Source organism: Nocardia sp. NPDC004718 (assembly GCF_053601535.1).
In genome coordinates, this window is the sequence record NZ_JBSGCA010000001.1 from 82,581 (window position 1) to 98,258 (window position 15,678).

General features: G+C 68.1%; 20 protein-coding genes. 9 read left to right on the forward strand and 11 right to left on the reverse strand.

Annotation, left to right across the window (positions count from 1 at the left end; genetic code table 11):
• The first annotated feature begins 32 nt into the window (after window positions 1-32).
• Together ACWEH3_RS00475 and mscL are read left to right on the forward strand one after the other, a co-directional pair.
• Window positions 33-770: an SDR family NAD(P)-dependent oxidoreductase gene (locus tag ACWEH3_RS00475; RefSeq protein WP_450017599.1), complete on the forward strand. Its 738-nt coding sequence runs from the start codon at window positions 33-35 to the stop codon at window positions 768-770.
• A gap of 110 nt (window positions 771-880) precedes the next feature.
• Window positions 881-1,369 (forward strand): large conductance mechanosensitive channel protein MscL, encoded by a 489-nt coding sequence (mscL, locus tag ACWEH3_RS00480; RefSeq protein WP_450017597.1) that lies wholly within the window; start codon window positions 881-883, stop codon window positions 1,367-1,369.
• A gap of 6 nt (window positions 1,370-1,375) precedes the next feature.
• On the opposite strand, the gene ACWEH3_RS00485 is transcribed toward mscL, so the two are convergent.
• Window positions 1,376-2,599 carry a L,D-transpeptidase gene (locus ACWEH3_RS00485; RefSeq protein ID WP_450017715.1) on the reverse strand — a complete coding sequence of 408 codons (1,224 nt, stop codon included), beginning with the start codon at window positions 2,597-2,599 and terminating at the stop codon, window positions 1,376-1,378.
• A gap of 83 nt (window positions 2,600-2,682) precedes the next feature.
• The gene (locus ACWEH3_RS00490) at window positions 2,683-3,762 is read right to left on the reverse strand and encodes a UDP-N-acetylmuramate dehydrogenase (RefSeq protein ID WP_450017713.1); all 1,080 of its coding nucleotides are present in this window, start codon (window positions 3,760-3,762) and stop codon (window positions 2,683-2,685) included.
• A gap of 215 nt (window positions 3,763-3,977) precedes the next feature.
• Here ACWEH3_RS00490 and ACWEH3_RS00495 point away from each other — a divergent pair, with 215 nt between their 5' ends.
• From ACWEH3_RS00495 to ACWEH3_RS00505, 3 genes are all read left to right on the forward strand, one after another.
• Entirely contained in the window at window positions 3,978-4,463 is a 486-nt protein-coding gene (locus tag ACWEH3_RS00495) for a DUF2505 domain-containing protein (protein WP_450017594.1), read from the forward strand.
• Window positions 4,464-4,584: 121 nt separating this feature from the next.
• Window positions 4,585-5,106: a DUF2505 domain-containing protein gene (locus ACWEH3_RS00500; protein ID WP_355071895.1), complete on the forward strand. Its 522-nt coding sequence runs from the start codon at window positions 4,585-4,587 to the stop codon at window positions 5,104-5,106.
• Entirely contained in the window at window positions 5,076-5,882 is an 807-nt protein-coding gene (locus tag ACWEH3_RS00505; RefSeq protein WP_450017592.1) for a class I SAM-dependent methyltransferase, read from the forward strand. Before ACWEH3_RS00500 ends, ACWEH3_RS00505 begins: the two co-directional genes overlap by 31 nt.
• A 10-nt stretch (window positions 5,883-5,892) precedes the next feature.
• On the opposite strand, the gene ACWEH3_RS00510 is transcribed toward ACWEH3_RS00505, so the two are convergent.
• On the reverse strand, window positions 5,893-6,501 hold the full coding sequence (locus tag ACWEH3_RS00510) for a hypothetical protein (protein WP_450017590.1): 609 nt from the start codon (window positions 6,499-6,501) through the stop codon (window positions 5,893-5,895).
• A gap of 99 nt (window positions 6,502-6,600) precedes the next feature.
• Between ACWEH3_RS00510 and ACWEH3_RS00515 the strand changes: the two genes are divergently transcribed.
• Window positions 6,601-7,329 carry an LmeA family phospholipid-binding protein gene (locus ACWEH3_RS00515; RefSeq protein WP_450017588.1) on the forward strand — a complete coding sequence of 243 codons (729 nt, stop codon included), beginning with the start codon at window positions 6,601-6,603 and terminating at the stop codon, window positions 7,327-7,329.
• A 41-nt stretch (window positions 7,330-7,370) separates the two neighbouring features.
• Here the strand turns inward: ACWEH3_RS00515 and deoC are convergent, their stop codons facing one another.
• The gene (gene deoC, locus ACWEH3_RS00520) at window positions 7,371-8,039 is read right to left on the reverse strand and encodes a deoxyribose-phosphate aldolase (RefSeq protein WP_450017586.1); all 669 of its coding nucleotides are present in this window, start codon (window positions 8,037-8,039) and stop codon (window positions 7,371-7,373) included.
• Window positions 8,040-8,193: 154 nt separating this feature from the next.
• On the opposite strand from deoC, the gene ACWEH3_RS00525 reads away from it, so the two are divergent.
• Entirely contained in the window at window positions 8,194-8,736 is a 543-nt protein-coding gene (locus tag ACWEH3_RS00525; protein WP_364424346.1) for a GNAT family N-acetyltransferase, read from the forward strand.
• 66 nt (window positions 8,737-8,802) lie between these two features.
• Here the strand turns inward: ACWEH3_RS00525 and ACWEH3_RS00530 are convergent, their stop codons facing one another.
• Window positions 8,803-9,219, reverse strand: a complete 417-nt coding sequence (locus tag ACWEH3_RS00530) for a PIN domain-containing protein (RefSeq protein ID WP_450017583.1) — start codon at window positions 9,217-9,219, stop codon at window positions 8,803-8,805.
• Window positions 9,216-9,467, reverse strand: coding sequence for a FitA-like ribbon-helix-helix domain-containing protein (locus ACWEH3_RS00535; RefSeq protein WP_356962615.1), 252 nt, complete (start codon window positions 9,465-9,467; stop codon window positions 9,216-9,218). The genes ACWEH3_RS00530 and ACWEH3_RS00535 overlap by 4 nt, the downstream gene beginning before the upstream one ends.
• 148 nt (window positions 9,468-9,615) lie before the next feature.
• Here ACWEH3_RS00535 and purU point away from each other — a divergent pair, with 148 nt between their 5' ends.
• Entirely contained in the window at window positions 9,616-10,506 is an 891-nt protein-coding gene (gene purU, locus ACWEH3_RS00540) for a formyltetrahydrofolate deformylase (protein ID WP_450017580.1), read from the forward strand.
• Window positions 10,507-10,528: 22 nt separating this feature from the next.
• On the opposite strand, the gene ACWEH3_RS00545 is transcribed toward purU, so the two are convergent.
• The 5 genes from ACWEH3_RS00545 to ACWEH3_RS00565 all read right to left on the reverse strand — a co-directional run bounded on the left by ACWEH3_RS00545 (window position 10,529) and on the right by ACWEH3_RS00565 (window position 14,663).
• Entirely contained in the window at window positions 10,529-11,572 is a 1,044-nt protein-coding gene (locus ACWEH3_RS00545; protein ID WP_450017578.1) for an alpha/beta fold hydrolase, read from the reverse strand.
• Window positions 11,573-11,664: 92 nt separating this feature from the next.
• Window positions 11,665-11,955, reverse strand: coding sequence for a DUF2516 family protein (locus ACWEH3_RS00550; RefSeq protein WP_040870424.1), 291 nt, complete (start codon window positions 11,953-11,955; stop codon window positions 11,665-11,667).
• 82 nt (window positions 11,956-12,037) lie between these two features.
• Window positions 12,038-12,703 carry a heparin-binding hemagglutinin gene (locus ACWEH3_RS00555; RefSeq protein ID WP_450017576.1) on the reverse strand — a complete coding sequence of 222 codons (666 nt, stop codon included), beginning with the start codon at window positions 12,701-12,703 and terminating at the stop codon, window positions 12,038-12,040.
• Window positions 12,700-13,206, reverse strand: a complete 507-nt coding sequence (locus tag ACWEH3_RS00560) for a helix-turn-helix domain-containing protein (protein WP_355071881.1) — start codon at window positions 13,204-13,206, stop codon at window positions 12,700-12,702. Before ACWEH3_RS00560 ends, ACWEH3_RS00555 begins: the two co-directional genes overlap by 4 nt.
• Window positions 13,207-13,310: 104 nt before the next feature.
• The gene (locus ACWEH3_RS00565) at window positions 13,311-14,663 is read right to left on the reverse strand and encodes a DUF445 domain-containing protein (protein WP_450017574.1); all 1,353 of its coding nucleotides are present in this window, start codon (window positions 14,661-14,663) and stop codon (window positions 13,311-13,313) included.
• 249 nt (window positions 14,664-14,912) lie between these two features.
• On the opposite strand from ACWEH3_RS00565, the gene ACWEH3_RS00570 reads away from it, so the two are divergent.
• On the forward strand, window positions 14,913-15,581 hold the full coding sequence (locus tag ACWEH3_RS00570; protein WP_355071877.1) for a TetR/AcrR family transcriptional regulator: 669 nt from the start codon (window positions 14,913-14,915) through the stop codon (window positions 15,579-15,581).
• Window positions 15,582-15,678: the final 97 nt, after the last annotated feature.

Here is a 15,678-nt window from a genome sequence, read left to right on the forward strand (position 1 = left end):
CGGCAAACCTCGCGCACCTAGGATCTGTTCGCATGAGCACTCGCACCGCCGTCGTCACCGGAGCCAGCTCGGGGATCGGGGAGGCCACCGCCCGGGAGCTGGCGAAGCAGGGCTATCACGTCTACGTCGGTGCGCGCAGGCTCGATCGCCTGCGCCGCCTCGCCGACGAGATCGGCGGCACCGCACTGGAACTCGACGTCACCTCGGACGAGTCGGTGCGGGCGTTCACCGAGGCGGTCGAGCGCGTCGACGTGCTGGTCAACAACGCGGGCGGCGCGAAGGGCCTGGCTCCGGTGGCCGAGGCCGACCTGGACGACTGGCGCTGGATGTGGGAGACCAACGTGCTCGGCACACTGCGCGTCACCAAGGCGCTGCTGCCGAAGCTGATCGCCTCCGGTGACGGGCTGATCGTCACCGTCACGTCGGTGGCCGCGTTCACCGCCTACGACAACGGTGCCGGGTACACCTCCGCCAAGCACGCGCAAGCCGTGCTGCACCGCACGCTGCGCGGAGAGTTGCTCGGGCAGCCGGTGCGCCTCACCGAGATCGCGCCCGGCGCGGTGGAGACCGAGTTCTCGCTGGTGCGTTTCGGCGGCGACGCCGAACGCGCGGCCAAGGTGTACGAGGGCATCGATCCGCTGGTCGCCCAGGACATCGCGGAGGTCATCGGGTTCGTCGCGTCGCGACCGGCGCACGTCGATCTGGACCAGATCATCATCAAGCCGCGCGACCAGGCGGACGCGGGCCGGTTCGCCCGCCGCAATTCATAGCTGATACGTATTGCTCTTTCGGCGGAGCCGATCCGGCCGCGAATTGCTGGGCCTTCGCTGTTCGCCCGTAGCCGTTACCATCCGAGAGGCCGCACGCGTAAAGACATCGGATGGGAGTGATTCGGCTCATGTTCAAGGGCTTCAAAGAGTTCCTGATGCGCGGGAACGTCATCGATCTCGCGGTCGCCGTCGTCATGGGCACCGCGTTCACCTCCGTGGTGACCTCGGTGACGAAAGGTGTGGTCAATCCGCTGCTCGCGGTGTTCGGCAGCACCAATCAGCTGGGCCTCGGCGTGCAGCTGATCCCCTCCAAGCCCGCCACCTTCATCGCCGTCGGCCCGATCATCACGGCCGCCATCGATTTCTTCATGGTCGCCGCGGTGCTGTACTTCGCGCTGATCCTGCCCATGAAGACGATCAAGAATCGCTTCGGCACGCCGAAGGCGGCCGAGCCAACCCAGATCGAACTGCTGACCGAGATTCGCGACCTGCTCGCCGAGCGGCACGAGGCGGTCCGCGCCCAACGCCAGGCCGACCGAGAGGTCGAAGAGGAACACGCCGACGACGCGACCGAAGAACAGAACGTGAAGGTGCGCTAGAACCGGTCAGCGCGCCCCCGCGGGCTGCGGGGGCAGGGGTGTGGCGGAGACCACGGCCGACGGCGCGCCCTGCAACGCCGACATGGTTTTCCAGGTGTCCCAGTCGATGGTCCAGTCGTAGAGGTCGCCGTCGGCGGCCGAGAGCGGGATCGAGGTTCCGGTCACCTCGACCGGATCGCCGTACAGGGACGTGGGGAAATACGCCTGGGCATCACCGGGCGACAGATTGATGCAGCCGTTGGTGACGTTCGCCGACCCTTGCGCCGACAGCGATTCCGGGTTGGCGTGGATGAATTCGCCGTTGTTGGAGATGCGTACCGCCCAGCGTTCGCGAACATTGGTGTAGAACGGCGGGTTCGACATCATGAAGTCCTCGTACTTCTCGGTGACCACGTGGACACCGGAACGAGTCACGTTGCGCGCCTCGTTGCCCTCGCCGTAACTGACGGCGAAATCGAAGACCGTCCGTCCGTCGCGGACCACCTGCATGCGGTGACTAGGGGCGCTCGCCTTGACGATCTGGCTGCGGCCGATGCGGAAATCGGTGGTCAGATCGGAATCGCCGTAGTTGCCGCCACCGAGGTCGAGGCCGTAGAGCCGGGCCGAGACGTGCACGGCGGTCCCCGGTGTCCAGTAGTTCTTCGGACGCCAATGCAGGCGGGAGCCGCCGTCGTCGGGGAACCAGGCCCACGCGCCCTCGGTGGGCGGGTCGGTGGTGATCGTGAGGGCCTTCTCCACCGCCGCCTTGTTCGTGACGGAGGACTTGAACTGCAGGATGATCGGCGCCGCGATGCCGACCTCCTGGTTGTCGCCGATGTTCAGGGTCGCGGGGACGGTGCTCTTGGGCTTCAGGGTGTGGAACGAGCCGTCGATCGGGATCGGCTTGCCGTCGGCGCCGACGGCGGTGCCCGACCAGGTGTAGGTGGCGTCGTAGCCGAGCGGCTCGGTGATGGTGTAAGCGCGCCGGTCCGGCGCGAGTTCGCCGCGGACCTGCTTGCCCGCGGCGTTGGTCAGCGCGACCTGATCGATGGTGCCGTCGCTGATCGTCACCGAGACCGGCGTTGCCGGGTTGACGTTCGTGGCGTCGGCGGCGGGGGTCAACGTCGCTTTGGCGATCGGACCGGCAGCGGGACGCGGCTTTCCGGAGCCACGGTCTATCGTGCAACCGGCAACCAGAGCGACGACCACCAGCAGGAGGGCCGACACCACGGCAACCGATCGGCGGATCATCGTGCGGTGGTTCACTTCGTCGAATCTACGCGCGGCGCGCGCGCCGACCCGTCGACGCAGCGTGTGGTGTCGGCCTCAACGGGTCAGAGGGCGAGACCCACGGTGACCGGTTCGGGTTCCAACCGGATCCCGAAACGCTCGGCGACGCCGTCGCGGACCGTCCTGGCCAGCGCCACCACATCGGCCGCGCTGGCGCCGCCGCGATTGGTCAGCGCCAGTGTGTGTTTCGTCGACAGCCGGGCGGGCGCACCGTCGCCGGGGAATCCCTTGGCGAAACCGGCCCGCTCGATGAGCCAGCCCGCGGAGAACTTGACTCCGTCCGGCGCCGGATAGGTCGGCACCGCGATGTCGCCCACATGAGCGGCGATCGCGGCGCGCACCTGGGCCACCCGCTCCGGCGCGACCACCGGATTGGTGAAAAACGAACCCGCGCTCCAGGTGTCGTGGTCGGCGGGATCGAGGACCATGCCCTTGCCCGCGCGCAACCGCAGCACCGCTTCCCGCACCTGCGCCGCGGGGCGGGACTCGCCGTCCGTGGCGCCCAGCGCCGAGGCCAGCTCGCCGTAACGCAGCGGCACGCTGGAACCGTCTGCGCGCAGCGCGAAGTCGACCGCGAGCACGACGGCGTCGTCGTGGTGCTTGAGCACGCTGGTGCGGTAACCGAAACCGAGTTCCGCGGGCTCCACCCACCGGATCTCACCGCTGGCGCGATCCAGCAGGCGTACCCGGCGCAGCAGATTCGCCACCTCCGCGCCATAGGCGCCGACGTTCTGCACGGGCGTCGCACCCGACGAACCGGGAATGCCGGACAGGCACTCCAATCCTCCGAGACCCGCCTCGACCGTCGCGCGCACCACGGCGTCCCAGTCCGCGCCCGCCTCGGCGACCACGCCGCCGTCGCCGATCTCGACGCCGCCGGTGGCGATCCGCACCACGACGCCGTCGAAGCCGTCGTCGCCGATCAGCAGATTCGAGCCACCCGCGAGCAGCAGCACCGGGACACCCGCCGCGTCCAGCGCGCGGACCGTCGCGACCAGCGCTTCGGTCGTCGCGCATTCGGCGACCAGGGCGGGTCCACCCACGCGCAGCGTGGTCAGCTCCGCCAGCCGCACGTCGGCGCGTAGCCGCGCGCCGGTATCGGCGAGGAGATCCGACGGCACCACTCGTGAAGTTCGCACGATGATAAACGGTAGCGTGCGCGCTGATGGGTACACGCTGGTGTATTGCTCCCAGCAGTCGATCGGATGGCACCATCCGGATAGCACGAGTGCTACGCGGTACCACGCGCGCGAACGGCCCCATTCCGAGGTGTCCGGCCGCGAGCAGATCGGACAGCAGGAGTCGTGGAGCTCGAGCGCTACACGGTAGCGTGTGGACCATGGCTACACCGCTGGCGTACACGGCCCGCTACACCCATCCGACCGCCGCGGTGCGCGCGGCGTTCGCGAACGACCAGTACTGGAAGGATCGCATCGCGGAGGTCGGCGGCCCCAATGCGCGGCTGGAGTCGGTCACCGTCAGCGGTGACGAGGTGCGCGTCGAAATGGTGCAGGCCATCCCCGCCGAGCGGCTCCCCGCCGCGATCACCGCGGTGCGGCCCGGCGATCTGATCATCCCCCGCGTCGAACACTGGACCGGGGACCAGGCCACCTTCGAGGCCCGCGTCGAGGGCGCGCCCGCCGAGGTCCGCGGCGCCATCGCCTTGGCCGCCGACGGCTCCGGCGCCGTCACCACGGTCGACGGCACCATCGAGGTGAAGATTCCGCTGTTCGGCAGCAAGATCGAGAAGGCGATCGCCGAGCACCTCACCGAGCTGCTGAAGAACGAGGCGGAGTTCACCGGCAAGTGGCTCACGGCGCACTGACCGGCCTCGGGAGCACGGTCACTGTTCGACGTCACATCGTGCGGTCCCGGCCTTCGTGTCAGTTCCGCACTCCACCCGCCCATCGAGGTCGGCGCCACCGGACCCAGTAACGTGTGAGCCCATGGCACGCCGATTGGACTACTCCGCCCGCTATCCGCTGCACACCACAAAAGAGCTGTACGCGGCGCTGTCGAACCGCGATTACTGGGACGCGCGGATGGGCGAGATGCGGAAGTACACCCCCGGCAACGAGGTGGTCCGGCTGGAGGCGGGCGACGACGGGATCACGGTCGAGCTGCATCACGTCCTGCCCCGCGACATGCTGCCGGAAATCGCGCAGACGGTGATGCGCAAGGACATGGTGATCACTCGCAAGGAGTTCTACAGCCCGTACGCCGCGGAGGAGACCACCGGCAAGTACTCGGCGTCCATTCCCGCGGGCCCCGGTAGCCTCGGCGGCACCATCCGCCTGTTCCCCACCGACACCGGCTGCACCATGCGCTTCTCGTCGGAGGCAAAAGTGTTCATCCCCATGGTGGGTCCGCGCCTGGAACAGCTGATGCTGGTGAACCTGGTCGACCTGTTCCGCGGCGAGGCCGAGTTCACGGTTCAGTGGCTGGAAGAACAACACCCCACTCGCTGACCAAACCGGTCGGCAATATCACTCGTGGCACCACCGCCGTCAACCGTCTCCGCCGCAGCGACCGCTGGCTGATCAACGACGAATTCGTCGCCGACCGGTTGCGCGGTGCGCCCGATCCGCTGGTCGTCGATCTCGGGTACGGCGCGAGCCCGTGGACCACGTTCGAGCTGGCCGCTCGGCTGCGCACGATCCGCGCCGACGTGCGGGTGGTCGGATTGGAGATCGACCCGCAGCGCGTGGTGCCCGGCCGCGACGGCGTCACCTTCGCACGGGGCGGATTCGAATTGGCCGGGCTGCGGCCGGTTCTGGTGCGCGCCTTCAACGTCCTGCGGCAGTACCCGGAAGCGGCGGTTCCCGAGGCGTGGTCGACGGTGCTGGCCGGGCTGGCGCCGGACGGGCTGCTGGTCGACGGCACCTGCGACGAATTGGGCAGACGCTGCGCATGGATCCTGCTCGACCGGGACGGACCGCGCTCGCTCACGCTGGCCTGGGATCCTTTCACCGTCGAGCGTCCCTCCGACCTCGCCGAACGCTTGCCGAAGGCGTTGATCCACCGAAACATCCCCGGTGAACCGATTCACGCGCTGCTGACCGCCGCCGATCGCGCGTGGGCCCACGCCGCGCCGATGGCGCCGTACGGTCCCCGGGTCCGCTGGCGCGCGGCGGCGCGGGCGCTGCACGCGGAAGGCTTCCCGATCCGCCACTACCGTCGCCGCCTGCGCGACAGCGTGCTCTCGGTGCCGTGGCCGGCGGTCGCGCCGCTCGGTACGAGCTAGCGCGGTTTCGTCACGCTACGGCAAGCGCCTGGTATACCCGTCGCGCGGCGCGCGGCGACAAGCGCGCACCCGCGTCGGTGATCTCCTCGCCCGCGCACCGGTGGATCGCGACCGCGTCGGCCACCACCTCGTTCAGGGCGGACTGCCCGATATCGGCCTCGGCCAGATCGAGCACCGTGCGCACCGGCGTCGTCACCAGGAACGCACCCGCCGATTCCACGTCGGCGCCTGCCAGCGTCCGGCGCACGACCACCAGCCGCGGCGTCACCGGCGGACGTCCCGCGCGCGCCGACAGGTGCAGGAACCGCGGGCACAGACTGCCGAGCCCGTGCAAGTCCGCCGCACTCTGATGGGAGACCACCGCGGCGCCGTCGAACCAGGCCGCCCACATCGCGTACTCGTCGAGCGGGCCGTCCGGCCACCCGGCCAACCGGAGCATGCCGACTCCGGCCCTCGTCACCGAACCATCGCCCAGGGCCGCTCGCACCCTCGCTCCGCACCCGGTGCGCAGCACCTGGCGAGTCGTGAAGAAACCGGCGTGCCGACCGGCCCAGCGGCGCAGAACACGCCATCCTTGTTCCGCGGATACGATCGCGCGGCTTGCCTCATCGCCGGCCATGGGCATCAGGCTACGCTCGATTTTTGTGCTTCATGTCACATTCGAACCCCTCACGGCGTCCTCAGAGACGGCACAGAAAGGTCGGGAAGAATTTCGGCCATGAGTACGAACGCAACCTCAACCTCGACGATCAACCGGCGGACCCTGCTGATCGCCCTGACCGTGGTAGCGATTCTGCTCGCCACGGTCTTGGTCGGCGGCGAGGCCTACGCCAGGCACACGGTGTCGAACTGCATCAGCTCGCAGTTCGAGAAGGAGATGGGTTCGAAGGTCGACGTGAGCTTCGGACCCAAGCCGATGCTGCTCACCTGGATCGACGGCAAAGTGCCCACGGTCAAGGTGAACAGTGACGACACCAAGTTCGGTCCCGCCGTCGGGATGGTGGTGCACGCCGTCTTCCGCGACGTCGACGTCGCCGACCAGAACCGAAGCGAAATCGGCAGTTCCTCGGCGGACGTCACCTGGAGCAACGAGGGGATCAAGCAGACTCTCGGCGGCATGGTCAGCGGGGTGAGTTCCTCGGCGAGTACCGGCATGCTCACCCTGTCGGTGCTCGGCGGCTTCGCCGAACTCCAGCTGAAGCCGCAGATCGTGAACGGCACGGTGCAGGTGGAGACGATGTCTGCGGAGTTGCTCGGCATCGGCCTGCCCTCCGACCTGGTACAGAGCATCGTCGACCTGTTCACCAAGAGCCTGCAGAGCTACCCGCTCGGCATGGCGGCGACCGACCTGAAGGTCACCGACTCCGGCATCGACGTCCACCTCTCCGGCGGGCGTACCCAGCTCGAGCCCGCGGGCAACGGCAACGGCTCCGACATGCGCTGCTGAACGCGTACCGTCGCAAGGTCTTCGGGCGTTGCGCTTTGCCGTCAGATCGGGAAACCGTCGAGCACTTCACGCGATTTCGACAGCCCGAGCCGGGTCGCGCCCGCCGCGATCATCTCCGCGGCCGCCTCGGCTGTCCGGATGCCGCCACTGGCCTTGACGCCGAGCCTGTCGCCGACCGTCTCGGCCATCAACCGCACCGCGTGCGCGCTCGCGCCGCCCGCGGGATGAAATCCCGTGGAGGTCTTCACGAAATCGGCGCCCGCGCGTTCGGCGACCCGGCACACCTGCACGATCGCTTCGTCCGGCAGCGCGGCGGACTCGATGATCACTTTCAACAGCGCCCGATCCCCGATCGCCTCGCGGACCGTGACGATGTCGGACAGCACCGCCGTGTAATCACCGGCGCGAGCCGCGCCGACATCGATGACCATGTCCACCTCGGCGGCGCCCTGATTCACCGCGAGCCGCGCTTCGGCGCCTTTGACCAGCGAATGATGCTTCCCCGAAGGGAATCCGGCGACCGTCGCGACCACCAGTCCGGGCGCGCGCACCGGCAACATGGACGGCGACACACAGATCGCGAGCACGCCCAGCGCTCGCGCGTCTTCGATCAACGCGCCGACCTGCGCGGGCGTCGCCTCCGGGGCGAGCAGCGTGTGATCGATCATGGCGGCCACTTCGGCCCTGGTCAGCGACGTGGAACTTGCCATGGGGTGAGAGTCTGGCACACCGGAATCGAATTCCGTTGCGCGCCTGGCGGCAGTTCGCGCACACTCGTAGCTGATGGCGCATCGGACAACGTGACGCCACGGTCGCTGACTAACGTGTGCGGATGGGCCCTACTTCGTTCGGGAGGAGACGACCGTGCTGATCCGTCGCGAACGCGTCGACGACGCCGCTGCCATCGCGGCGGTGCATCGCAGCGCATTCGCACCGCGCTATGCCCCCGCCGCCGCATCCGGTGGCCGCCCCGGCGCCGACCCGCCCGAGGTCGACCTGGTCGCTCAACTGCGCAGCGACGAGGGTTGGATCCCGACGCTCTCGCTGGTGGCGATCGAGCACGACAGTGTGGTCGGCCACCTGTGCTTGACCAGAGCCGCCGTCGGACCGTTTCCCGTGCTGGCGCTCGGCCCGATCGGCGTTCTCGCCGACCATCAGGGCGCCGGAGTCGGCTCGGCCCTCATGCACGCGGCGCTCGGCGCCGCCGACGCCCTCGACGAACCACTGATCGGCCTGCTCGGCAGCCTGGAGTTCTACCCGCGCTTCGGTTTCGTCCCCGCCGCCCGCCTCGGCATCACCCCCGACGACCCGTCGTGGATCAGCCACTTCCAGGTCCGCTCCCTCTCGGCCTACGACTCCCAGATCGCCGGCGAATTCCATTACGCCGAACCGTTTTACAACCTCTGAGCACCACCGCTCGACTCGGACGCCTGCGGCACAGGCGACCTGCGCCGCAGGCGAACGGCCCGGGCGCTAGGCCCACGGGTCGATGACGGGCACCCCGGCAGCTCGGAACGGCGCGGTATCGCGAGTGGCGACGGCCATCCGGGCAGCGCTGGCCGTCGCGGCGATATAGCCGTCGGCAGTCCCGATCGCCGCGCCGGTGGCGCGGGCAGCCGCCATGAGTTCGGCATACACCGCGGAGGTGGTCAGGTCGAATGCGAGTATTCGCTCGGCGAACAGAGGCAACACGCGTGTTTCGAACCTGTCGCGCAAGTTGTCCCGCCGCCTGCCCGCCGGCATCGCGGCAATTTCGAACCGCAGTTCGGCCACAGTGACAGCTGATAGGTACAGAGTGCGCAGAGGTTGAGCATTCATCCAGGCGACTACACGCGAGTCCGGAGCCTTGCGCAGCGGTTCGGAGATGACGTTGGTGTCGAGAACGATCACTCGAACTCCACGGGAGGGATCGGCCGTCGGTCACGGGCGTTCAGGGCGTCGAACTCGTCATCGGTGAGCTCGATCTCACGACCGATCTCCGCCAGCAACGACCCGAGTTCGACCTGCGCCACAGGCGTGACGGCTTCGATGAGGATCGCGCGAACTTCCGCCTCGGTACTGCGTCCATGCTGGGCCGCGCGGACACGCAGTGCCTCGCGTACCTCGTCGGGTAGATCACGAACGGTCAGCCTGGCCATATCCACTCACCCACTCCGAGTTGACAGCAATAGCGTCATTGCCTTCATTGGCTTCAAGCATAGACGGCGATCACACTCGGGGACACTTTGTCGAGCCTCGGTGAAGGCGCGGCGAATGCCCGGCGGCGCACCTGGGAGGATGAACCCCATGAGTTCCGCTCCACCCGTCTCGGACGACCGCCGCTACGTGCTGACTCTCGGCTGCCCGGATCGACCGGGCATCATCGCCCGGATCACGTCGTTCATCGCCGAGTTCGGCGGCTCGATCGTGGAGGCGGGGTATCACTCCGACGCGGATACGGGCTGGTTCTTCACGCGTCAGGCGATCAGGGCCGCGACGGTGCCGTTCGGCATCGCGGAGCTGCGTGACCGGTTCGCCGGGGTGGCGGCGGAACTGGGGCCGGAGAGCGAATGGCAACTGCTGGACTCCGGCGCGCGCCGTCGCGCCGTCCTGCTGGTCAGCAGGGACGGCCATTGTCTGCACGATTTGCTCGGACGCGCCGCCAGCGGTGAACTGCCCGCCACCATCGAGGCGGTGATCGGCAACCACCCGGATCTGGCGGCGATGACCGAGGCGCACGGGGTGAAGTTCCATCACGTGCCGTTCCCGAAGGACCCGGCCGAGCGCGGTCCCGCGTTCGAAGAGGTCCGCGCCCTGGTGGACGCGCACGATCCGCACGCAGTGGTGCTGGCGCGGTTCATGCAGGTGCTGCCTGCCGAGTTGTGCGAACACTGGGCGGGCAAGGCGATCAACATCCATCACAGCTTCCTGCCCTCGTTCGTCGGCGCTCGCCCGTACCACCAGGCTTTCGCCCGTGGCGTGAAGCTGATCGGAGCAACCTGCCACTACGTGACCCCGGAACTGGACGCGGGCCCGATCATCGAGCAGGACGTCATCCGCATCGACCACGCGGACGAAGTGCGCGACATGGTCCGCCAAGGTCGCGACATCGAGCGGGTGGTTCTGGCGCGCGGGCTGCGCTGGCATCTGGAGGGCCGCGTCCTGGTGCACGGCCGCCGGACGGTCGTCTTCTCCTGACCGGCGCGAGTGCCTGGGCGCGTCAGCCCGCGAGGTCGGCGCGGCTGGACTTGCGCGTGGCGGCGAGGACGCGCGCGAGTTCCTCGTTGAACCGCACGTAGGCCTCGACATTGCCGAGATGCCCCGCGGGCAGCACCTGATAGCGCGCGAGACTGCCGGTCTGCCGGAGCATTTCGACGATCCGCTCGGAGTGCACCGGCGGCGTCATGTCGTCGAACTGCCCCGAGATCACCGTCGTGGGGACCACCAGATTCCGGGCCGACTCCCCGACATCCATCGTGGCCAGCAGAAATCCGAACTTGGCGCGCACTCGCGCGGGACACGACCGCACGATCGCCATGCTGAAATCCAACAGCTCGCCTTTGGCCGCGGTGCTGAGGATCTGACGCGCGAACAGCCAGCGCACCGGCGCGATGGGCGGGAAGACCATCGGGGCGCCGAGCCCGAGCCTGCCGAACAGGAACGGCAGGGGCACTTTCAACTGCAGCAGCCGCAGCGGACGGTTCAGCAGCGGCACGACCGTCGTCTCCAGGATCAACCGGTCCGCCGCGGTATTGGTCAGCAGCACCGCGAGCGCCTGACGCGCGACCCGCTCGGGATAGCGGCCCGCCCACGCTTGCAGTGTCATGCCGCCGAGGCTGTGGCCGACGAGCACGGCCCGCTGCCCGGGCGCGAGCGCGGCGTCGAGCACGGCGGCCAAGTCGTCGGCCAGCAGCTCCATGGTCAGCTCGCCCGACCCGTATTCGCTCTCGCCGTGACCGCGCTGGTCGTACGCGATCACCCGATAGTCTCCGGCGAACGCGTTGATCTGCGGATTCCAGTATTCCAGGCAGCAGGTCCACCCGTGGACGAGCACGATGGCGGGGGCATCCGACGGGCCGTAGGCGTGTACGCGCAGCCGGACGCCGTCACCGGTCCGGACCGGAATCACCTCGCGAGGCTCGGTCGGCGGGTTGAACGCGGCGGTCTGGTAGGTACGCGACCGCAAGTCGGCGCTGTGCGCGTCGCGCAAGCTCCGGAGCAGGCCCCGGAAGCTCGTCAACGCGGTCGGCAGCATGGCACGCATCGGACACTCCTTTGTGTTACTGCCAGATACAGTAACCCCGATTCGCGCCGCTTGCTAGTGCAAGCACCCTTACCTGTCGGCGAACTCCGCCCTCACCAGCGCGGACCCCGCTGCACCTCGTCCACCTTGGGCCGGACGTCGGCCAAGTAGACGCCCGTGGCGATGATCGCCGCGAAGGAGAGCAGGCCCAGACCCGCGGGCGAGAGCAGGAGCACGAGCACAGCCGCCCCGAGAATCGCCAGCCAGATCGGCTTGGTCAGCTTGTCCACCGCGGTGAACGCGTCCGGACGCTGACGCACGGCGTGGATCAGCGCGAAAATCGTCGCACCGAGCGCCGCCAGCCACAGCACCAGCAGGATCATCCCGGTCAATCCGTGCACCATATTCACCCCACCCATCATAGAAGCAACGCCCCCGCACACCAGGGGTGCGCGAGGGCGTCGAATCGCTTCAGCCGCGGGCCGTTCAGGCCTTCTTGGGAGCGGCCTTCTTGGCCGGAGCCTTCTTGGCCGCGGGGGCCTTCTTGGCCGGAGCCTTCTTGGCCTCACCGTTCACGGCCGGAGCCGGGGTGGCCTCGGTGGTCACCTCGACGACCTCGGCCTCGACGACCGGCGCCGGGTCGGTCTCCTCGTCGGCCTCGACCTTCGCCGGGCGGCCGATCAGTCCGTTGACGCGCCCGAGCACGTCCTCGGCGCGGCTGACCGCGTCGCCGTACAGCGTCTCGACCTTGCCGATCCGCTCCTCGACGACCTGGTTGGCGCGCAGCCGCTCGATCGTCTCCTCACCGCGGACGGCGAGGTCGGCGTAGATGTCCAGCGCCTGCCGGTAGTACTTCTCGGCCAGCGCGCGCAGCTCCTCGGCGGTGAACCTCTCGCGCAGTTCGGCGAGGTCGTCCGGCAGCTCCGACGGCAGGCCGGACAGCCGCTCGCGCAGCGACTCGAACCGGTCCTGGACGTCGGCGGGAACGTTGGCGAAGCGCTCGCGCGCCTCCTCCACCCGGGCCTGCACCTCGGTGGCGGCCGCACGCTCGCGCACCTGGGCGAAAACGTCGTTGACGGCAGCGTAGAGGGCATCACCCGCGCCGACGGTGGCGAGCAGGGGCTTGGTGACGGTGGCGTTCTTCTCGGTCATGGTGTTTCGTTCTCCTGGCGTGGCGGAGTTTCGGTTGTCGTGCGCGGAACGTCGCTGTCCCATACGTCCCCCCCTACCTCGTTTCCTCCGTTTTCCCGGCGAAACGATTCATAGATGTCCAGCAGCACCTGCTTCTGCCGCTCACTGATGAACGTGTCGGCGAGCAGTGCATCCCGGACCGGACTGTGCGGCCGCTGCTCGAGATAGCCAGCCCGTACGTACAAGACCTCCGAGGAGACCCGCAGCGCTTTCGCGATCTGCGTGAGCACTTCGGCGGACGGATTTCGCAGTCCGCGCTCGATCTGACTGAGATACGGATTGCTCACCCCCGCCAGCTGGGCGAGCTGACGCAACGAGACTTGCGCGGCTTCCCGCTGCGCCCTGATGAAGCCTCCGATGTCGTGCGCCGCACTGACGACGCGACCCCCTCGTTCGCCGATGCCGGACGAATGCTCGTCCGATCTCTCGGTGTACTCGGCGGAAACCTCGGGCTGGTCAGCCATCACTCACCTTCTGGCGGTTGTACGAATTCGATTCTAGGTCAGGGTGCTAGCTATTGCAAGCAGTCTGCTAGCAGCGTTTCGGCAAACGTTCCGCACGCCGCGGATCAACCGCCGAACATCAGGTGGGAAATCGTGTAGATCGTCAGTCCGGCAAGCGAACCGACGACGGTTCCGTTGATGCGGATGAATTGCAGATCCCGGCCGACCTGCAATTCGATCTTCTTGCTGGCCTCCTCGGCATCCCACCGGGCAACCGTGTCGGTGACCAGGGTGCTGATCTCACCGGCGTAGTTTTCCACCAAGTAGCGCGCACCGCGATCGATCCAGTTGTCGACCTTGGCCCGCATGTCCGCGTCGTCGCGCAAGCGTTCGCCGAGCTGCTGCACGTTCTCGGCGACCTTGCGCCGCAGCGTGCTGCTCGGATCGTCGGCGGACTCCAGGATCAGCCGCTTCGCCGCGCGCCAAGTAGCCGAGGCGAGCCCGGTGATCTCCTCCCGGCCCATGATCTGCGCCTTGATCCGCTCCGCCTTTTTGATCATGGCGTCATCGAATTGCAGGTCCTCGGCGAATTCCTCCAGGAACCGGTTCGCGGCGAGACGGACCTCGTGCTCCGGATTGGAGCGGACTTTCCAGGTGAACTCGACCAGTTCCCGGTAGATCCGTTCGGAAAGCAAGATGTTGACGAATTTCGGCGCCCACTGCGGCGCGTCCCGCAACACGATCCGATCGATCGTCTCCTGGGATCCGAGGGCCCACTGGTGCGCGCGCTCGGCGAGCAGATCCAGCAACGCCAACTGCCGGTTGTCGGCGAGCAGTTCCGCCAGCACCCGTCCGATCGGCGGACCCCACAGGGGCTCGGCGATCCTCTTGACGATGGTGTTGTCGATGACCTGCTCAACGTCCTCGTCGCGCAGTACGCCGACGACGGCGCGCAGGATGGTCGAGCTCTCCTGCGCCACGCGCGCGGCATGACCCGGATCGGCCATCCAACGCCCGACCCGCCAGGAGATCTGCGCCGAGTTCACCTTGGCCGACACCACCTCGGGTGCCAGGAAGTTCGTGCCGACGAACGTACCGAGACTGGCGCCGAGCTGGTCTTTCTTCCGCCGGATGATCGCCGTGTGCGGGATGGGCAGGCCGAGTGGGTGACGGAACAGGGCGGTCACCGCGAACCAGTCCGCCAGCGCGCCGACCATGCCCGCCTCCGAGGCGGCCCGCAGGTAGCCGACCCAGTCGCCGCCCGCCCCGCGCGATTCGGTCCAGCGGCAGAACAGATAGATCGCGGTGGCCAGGGCGAGCAGCCCGGTGGCGAACGCCTTCATCCGCCAGAGGTCACGACGCTTGGCCGCCTCGTCGAGCACGGCGGCGAAGCCGAGGGGCACGGCGGCGGGCGCGGCGCCTCCGTCGCGCTCGCCCCGGGCGTTCAGCACCGCGGTGTTGCCGGGAGCTTTCTCCATGCCTCCCATTCTGCTGTGCGCGGCGAAGTGAGCGAGCGGGGTGAGTGCCTGCGCACAAACCGGACGTGCCGGGCGCCGGACACGCCCGAACTGTGGTTCCTACCGCATCCGGGCTCAAAAGCGCATATCACGGGTATCGGGGACCTAAGCTGGTAGCCACCGGAGCACTTACGAACGAGGGAGCCCACGCTGTCCACCGAAGACCTTGTCGATGTCGGCGAGCGACCGTCGGCGGTGCGCGGCGGCCGGATGGACGGCCGCAAGCGCCGGTGGCGGCAACACAAGATCGACCGCAGAGAGGAACTCGTCGACGGCACTCTCGCCGCCGTGCGCGCCCGCGGCAGCAACGCGGGCATGGACGAGATCGCCGCGGAGATCGGCGTCTCCAAGACCGTGCTCTACCGCTACTTCTCCGACAAGAACGACCTCGTCCACGCGACCATGCAGCGGTTCATCGAGACCACGCTGATGCCACGGGTGTACGGCGCGATCAGCCTGGACGCCGACGAATACCAGCTGGTGCGCTCGGCTCTTGCCGAGTACGTCGGCACGGTCGACGAGGACCCCGAGGTCTACCGCTTCATCATGGGCAACGGCTCGGCCGACCAGTCCTCGCTCGCGGAGTTCGAGAAGCTCTTCGCCGAGGTGGTGTGCGCGGTGATCACCGATCGTGCCAAGGACCGGGGCGTGGCGACCGAGGGCGCCGCGCTGGCGTCGTACGTGCTGGTCGGCGGCATCCAGCTGGCCACGCACTGGTGGACCACCAACAAGTCGCTGTCCCGCGAGGACGTGATCGATTACCTCACCATGCTCGCCTGGAGCGCTATCGAGGGCATGGCCCGCGCGGGTGGTTCACCCGCCGCGTTCAACGCGCAGCAGCACGTGCTGCCCGCCCCCGAGACGCCGGCGCAAGACTGAATCGAGCCATCGGCCCTCGTGCTAGCTGGAGCGCTTGCAAAAGTTCACCAGCACTCTCGACTTTGCCGAAACCTTGGCTAGTCTGAACCCGAGCGGT

Excerpts from the sequence above, each read along its gene's own strand:
- ACWEH3_RS00475 (WP_450017599.1), top strand. The coding sequence starts at position 33 with ATGAGCACTCGCACCGCCGTCGTCACCGGAGCCAGCTCGGGGATCGGG.
- mscL (WP_450017597.1), top strand. The coding sequence starts at position 881 with ATGGGAGTGATTCGGCTCATGTTCAAGGGCTTCAAAGAGTTCCTGATG.
- ACWEH3_RS00485 (WP_450017715.1), bottom strand. The coding sequence starts at position 2,599 with ATGATCCGCCGATCGGTTGCCGTGGTGTCGGCCCTCCTGCTGGTGGTC.
- ACWEH3_RS00495 (WP_450017594.1), top strand. The coding sequence starts at position 3,978 with ATGGCTACACCGCTGGCGTACACGGCCCGCTACACCCATCCGACCGCC.
- ACWEH3_RS00500 (WP_355071895.1), top strand. The coding sequence starts at position 4,585 with ATGGCACGCCGATTGGACTACTCCGCCCGCTATCCGCTGCACACCACA.
- ACWEH3_RS00510 (WP_450017590.1), bottom strand. The coding sequence starts at position 6,501 with ATGGCCGGCGATGAGGCAAGCCGCGCGATCGTATCCGCGGAACAAGGA.
- ACWEH3_RS00515 (WP_450017588.1), top strand. The coding sequence starts at position 6,601 with ATGAGTACGAACGCAACCTCAACCTCGACGATCAACCGGCGGACCCTG.
- deoC (WP_450017586.1), bottom strand. The coding sequence starts at position 8,039 with ATGGCAAGTTCCACGTCGCTGACCAGGGCCGAAGTGGCCGCCATGATC.
- ACWEH3_RS00535 (WP_356962615.1), bottom strand. The coding sequence starts at position 9,467 with ATGGCCAGGCTGACCGTTCGTGATCTACCCGACGAGGTACGCGAGGCA.
- purU (WP_450017580.1), top strand. The coding sequence starts at position 9,616 with ATGAGTTCCGCTCCACCCGTCTCGGACGACCGCCGCTACGTGCTGACT.
- ACWEH3_RS00545 (WP_450017578.1), bottom strand. The coding sequence starts at position 11,572 with ATGCGTGCCATGCTGCCGACCGCGTTGACGAGCTTCCGGGGCCTGCTC.
- ACWEH3_RS00550 (WP_040870424.1), bottom strand. The coding sequence starts at position 11,955 with ATGGTGCACGGATTGACCGGGATGATCCTGCTGGTGCTGTGGCTGGCG.
- ACWEH3_RS00555 (WP_450017576.1), bottom strand. The coding sequence starts at position 12,703 with ATGACCGAGAAGAACGCCACCGTCACCAAGCCCCTGCTCGCCACCGTC.
- ACWEH3_RS00560 (WP_355071881.1), bottom strand. The coding sequence starts at position 13,206 with ATGGCTGACCAGCCCGAGGTTTCCGCCGAGTACACCGAGAGATCGGAC.
- ACWEH3_RS00565 (WP_450017574.1), bottom strand. The coding sequence starts at position 14,663 with ATGGAGAAAGCTCCCGGCAACACCGCGGTGCTGAACGCCCGGGGCGAG.
- ACWEH3_RS00570 (WP_355071877.1), top strand. The coding sequence starts at position 14,913 with ATGGACGGCCGCAAGCGCCGGTGGCGGCAACACAAGATCGACCGCAGA.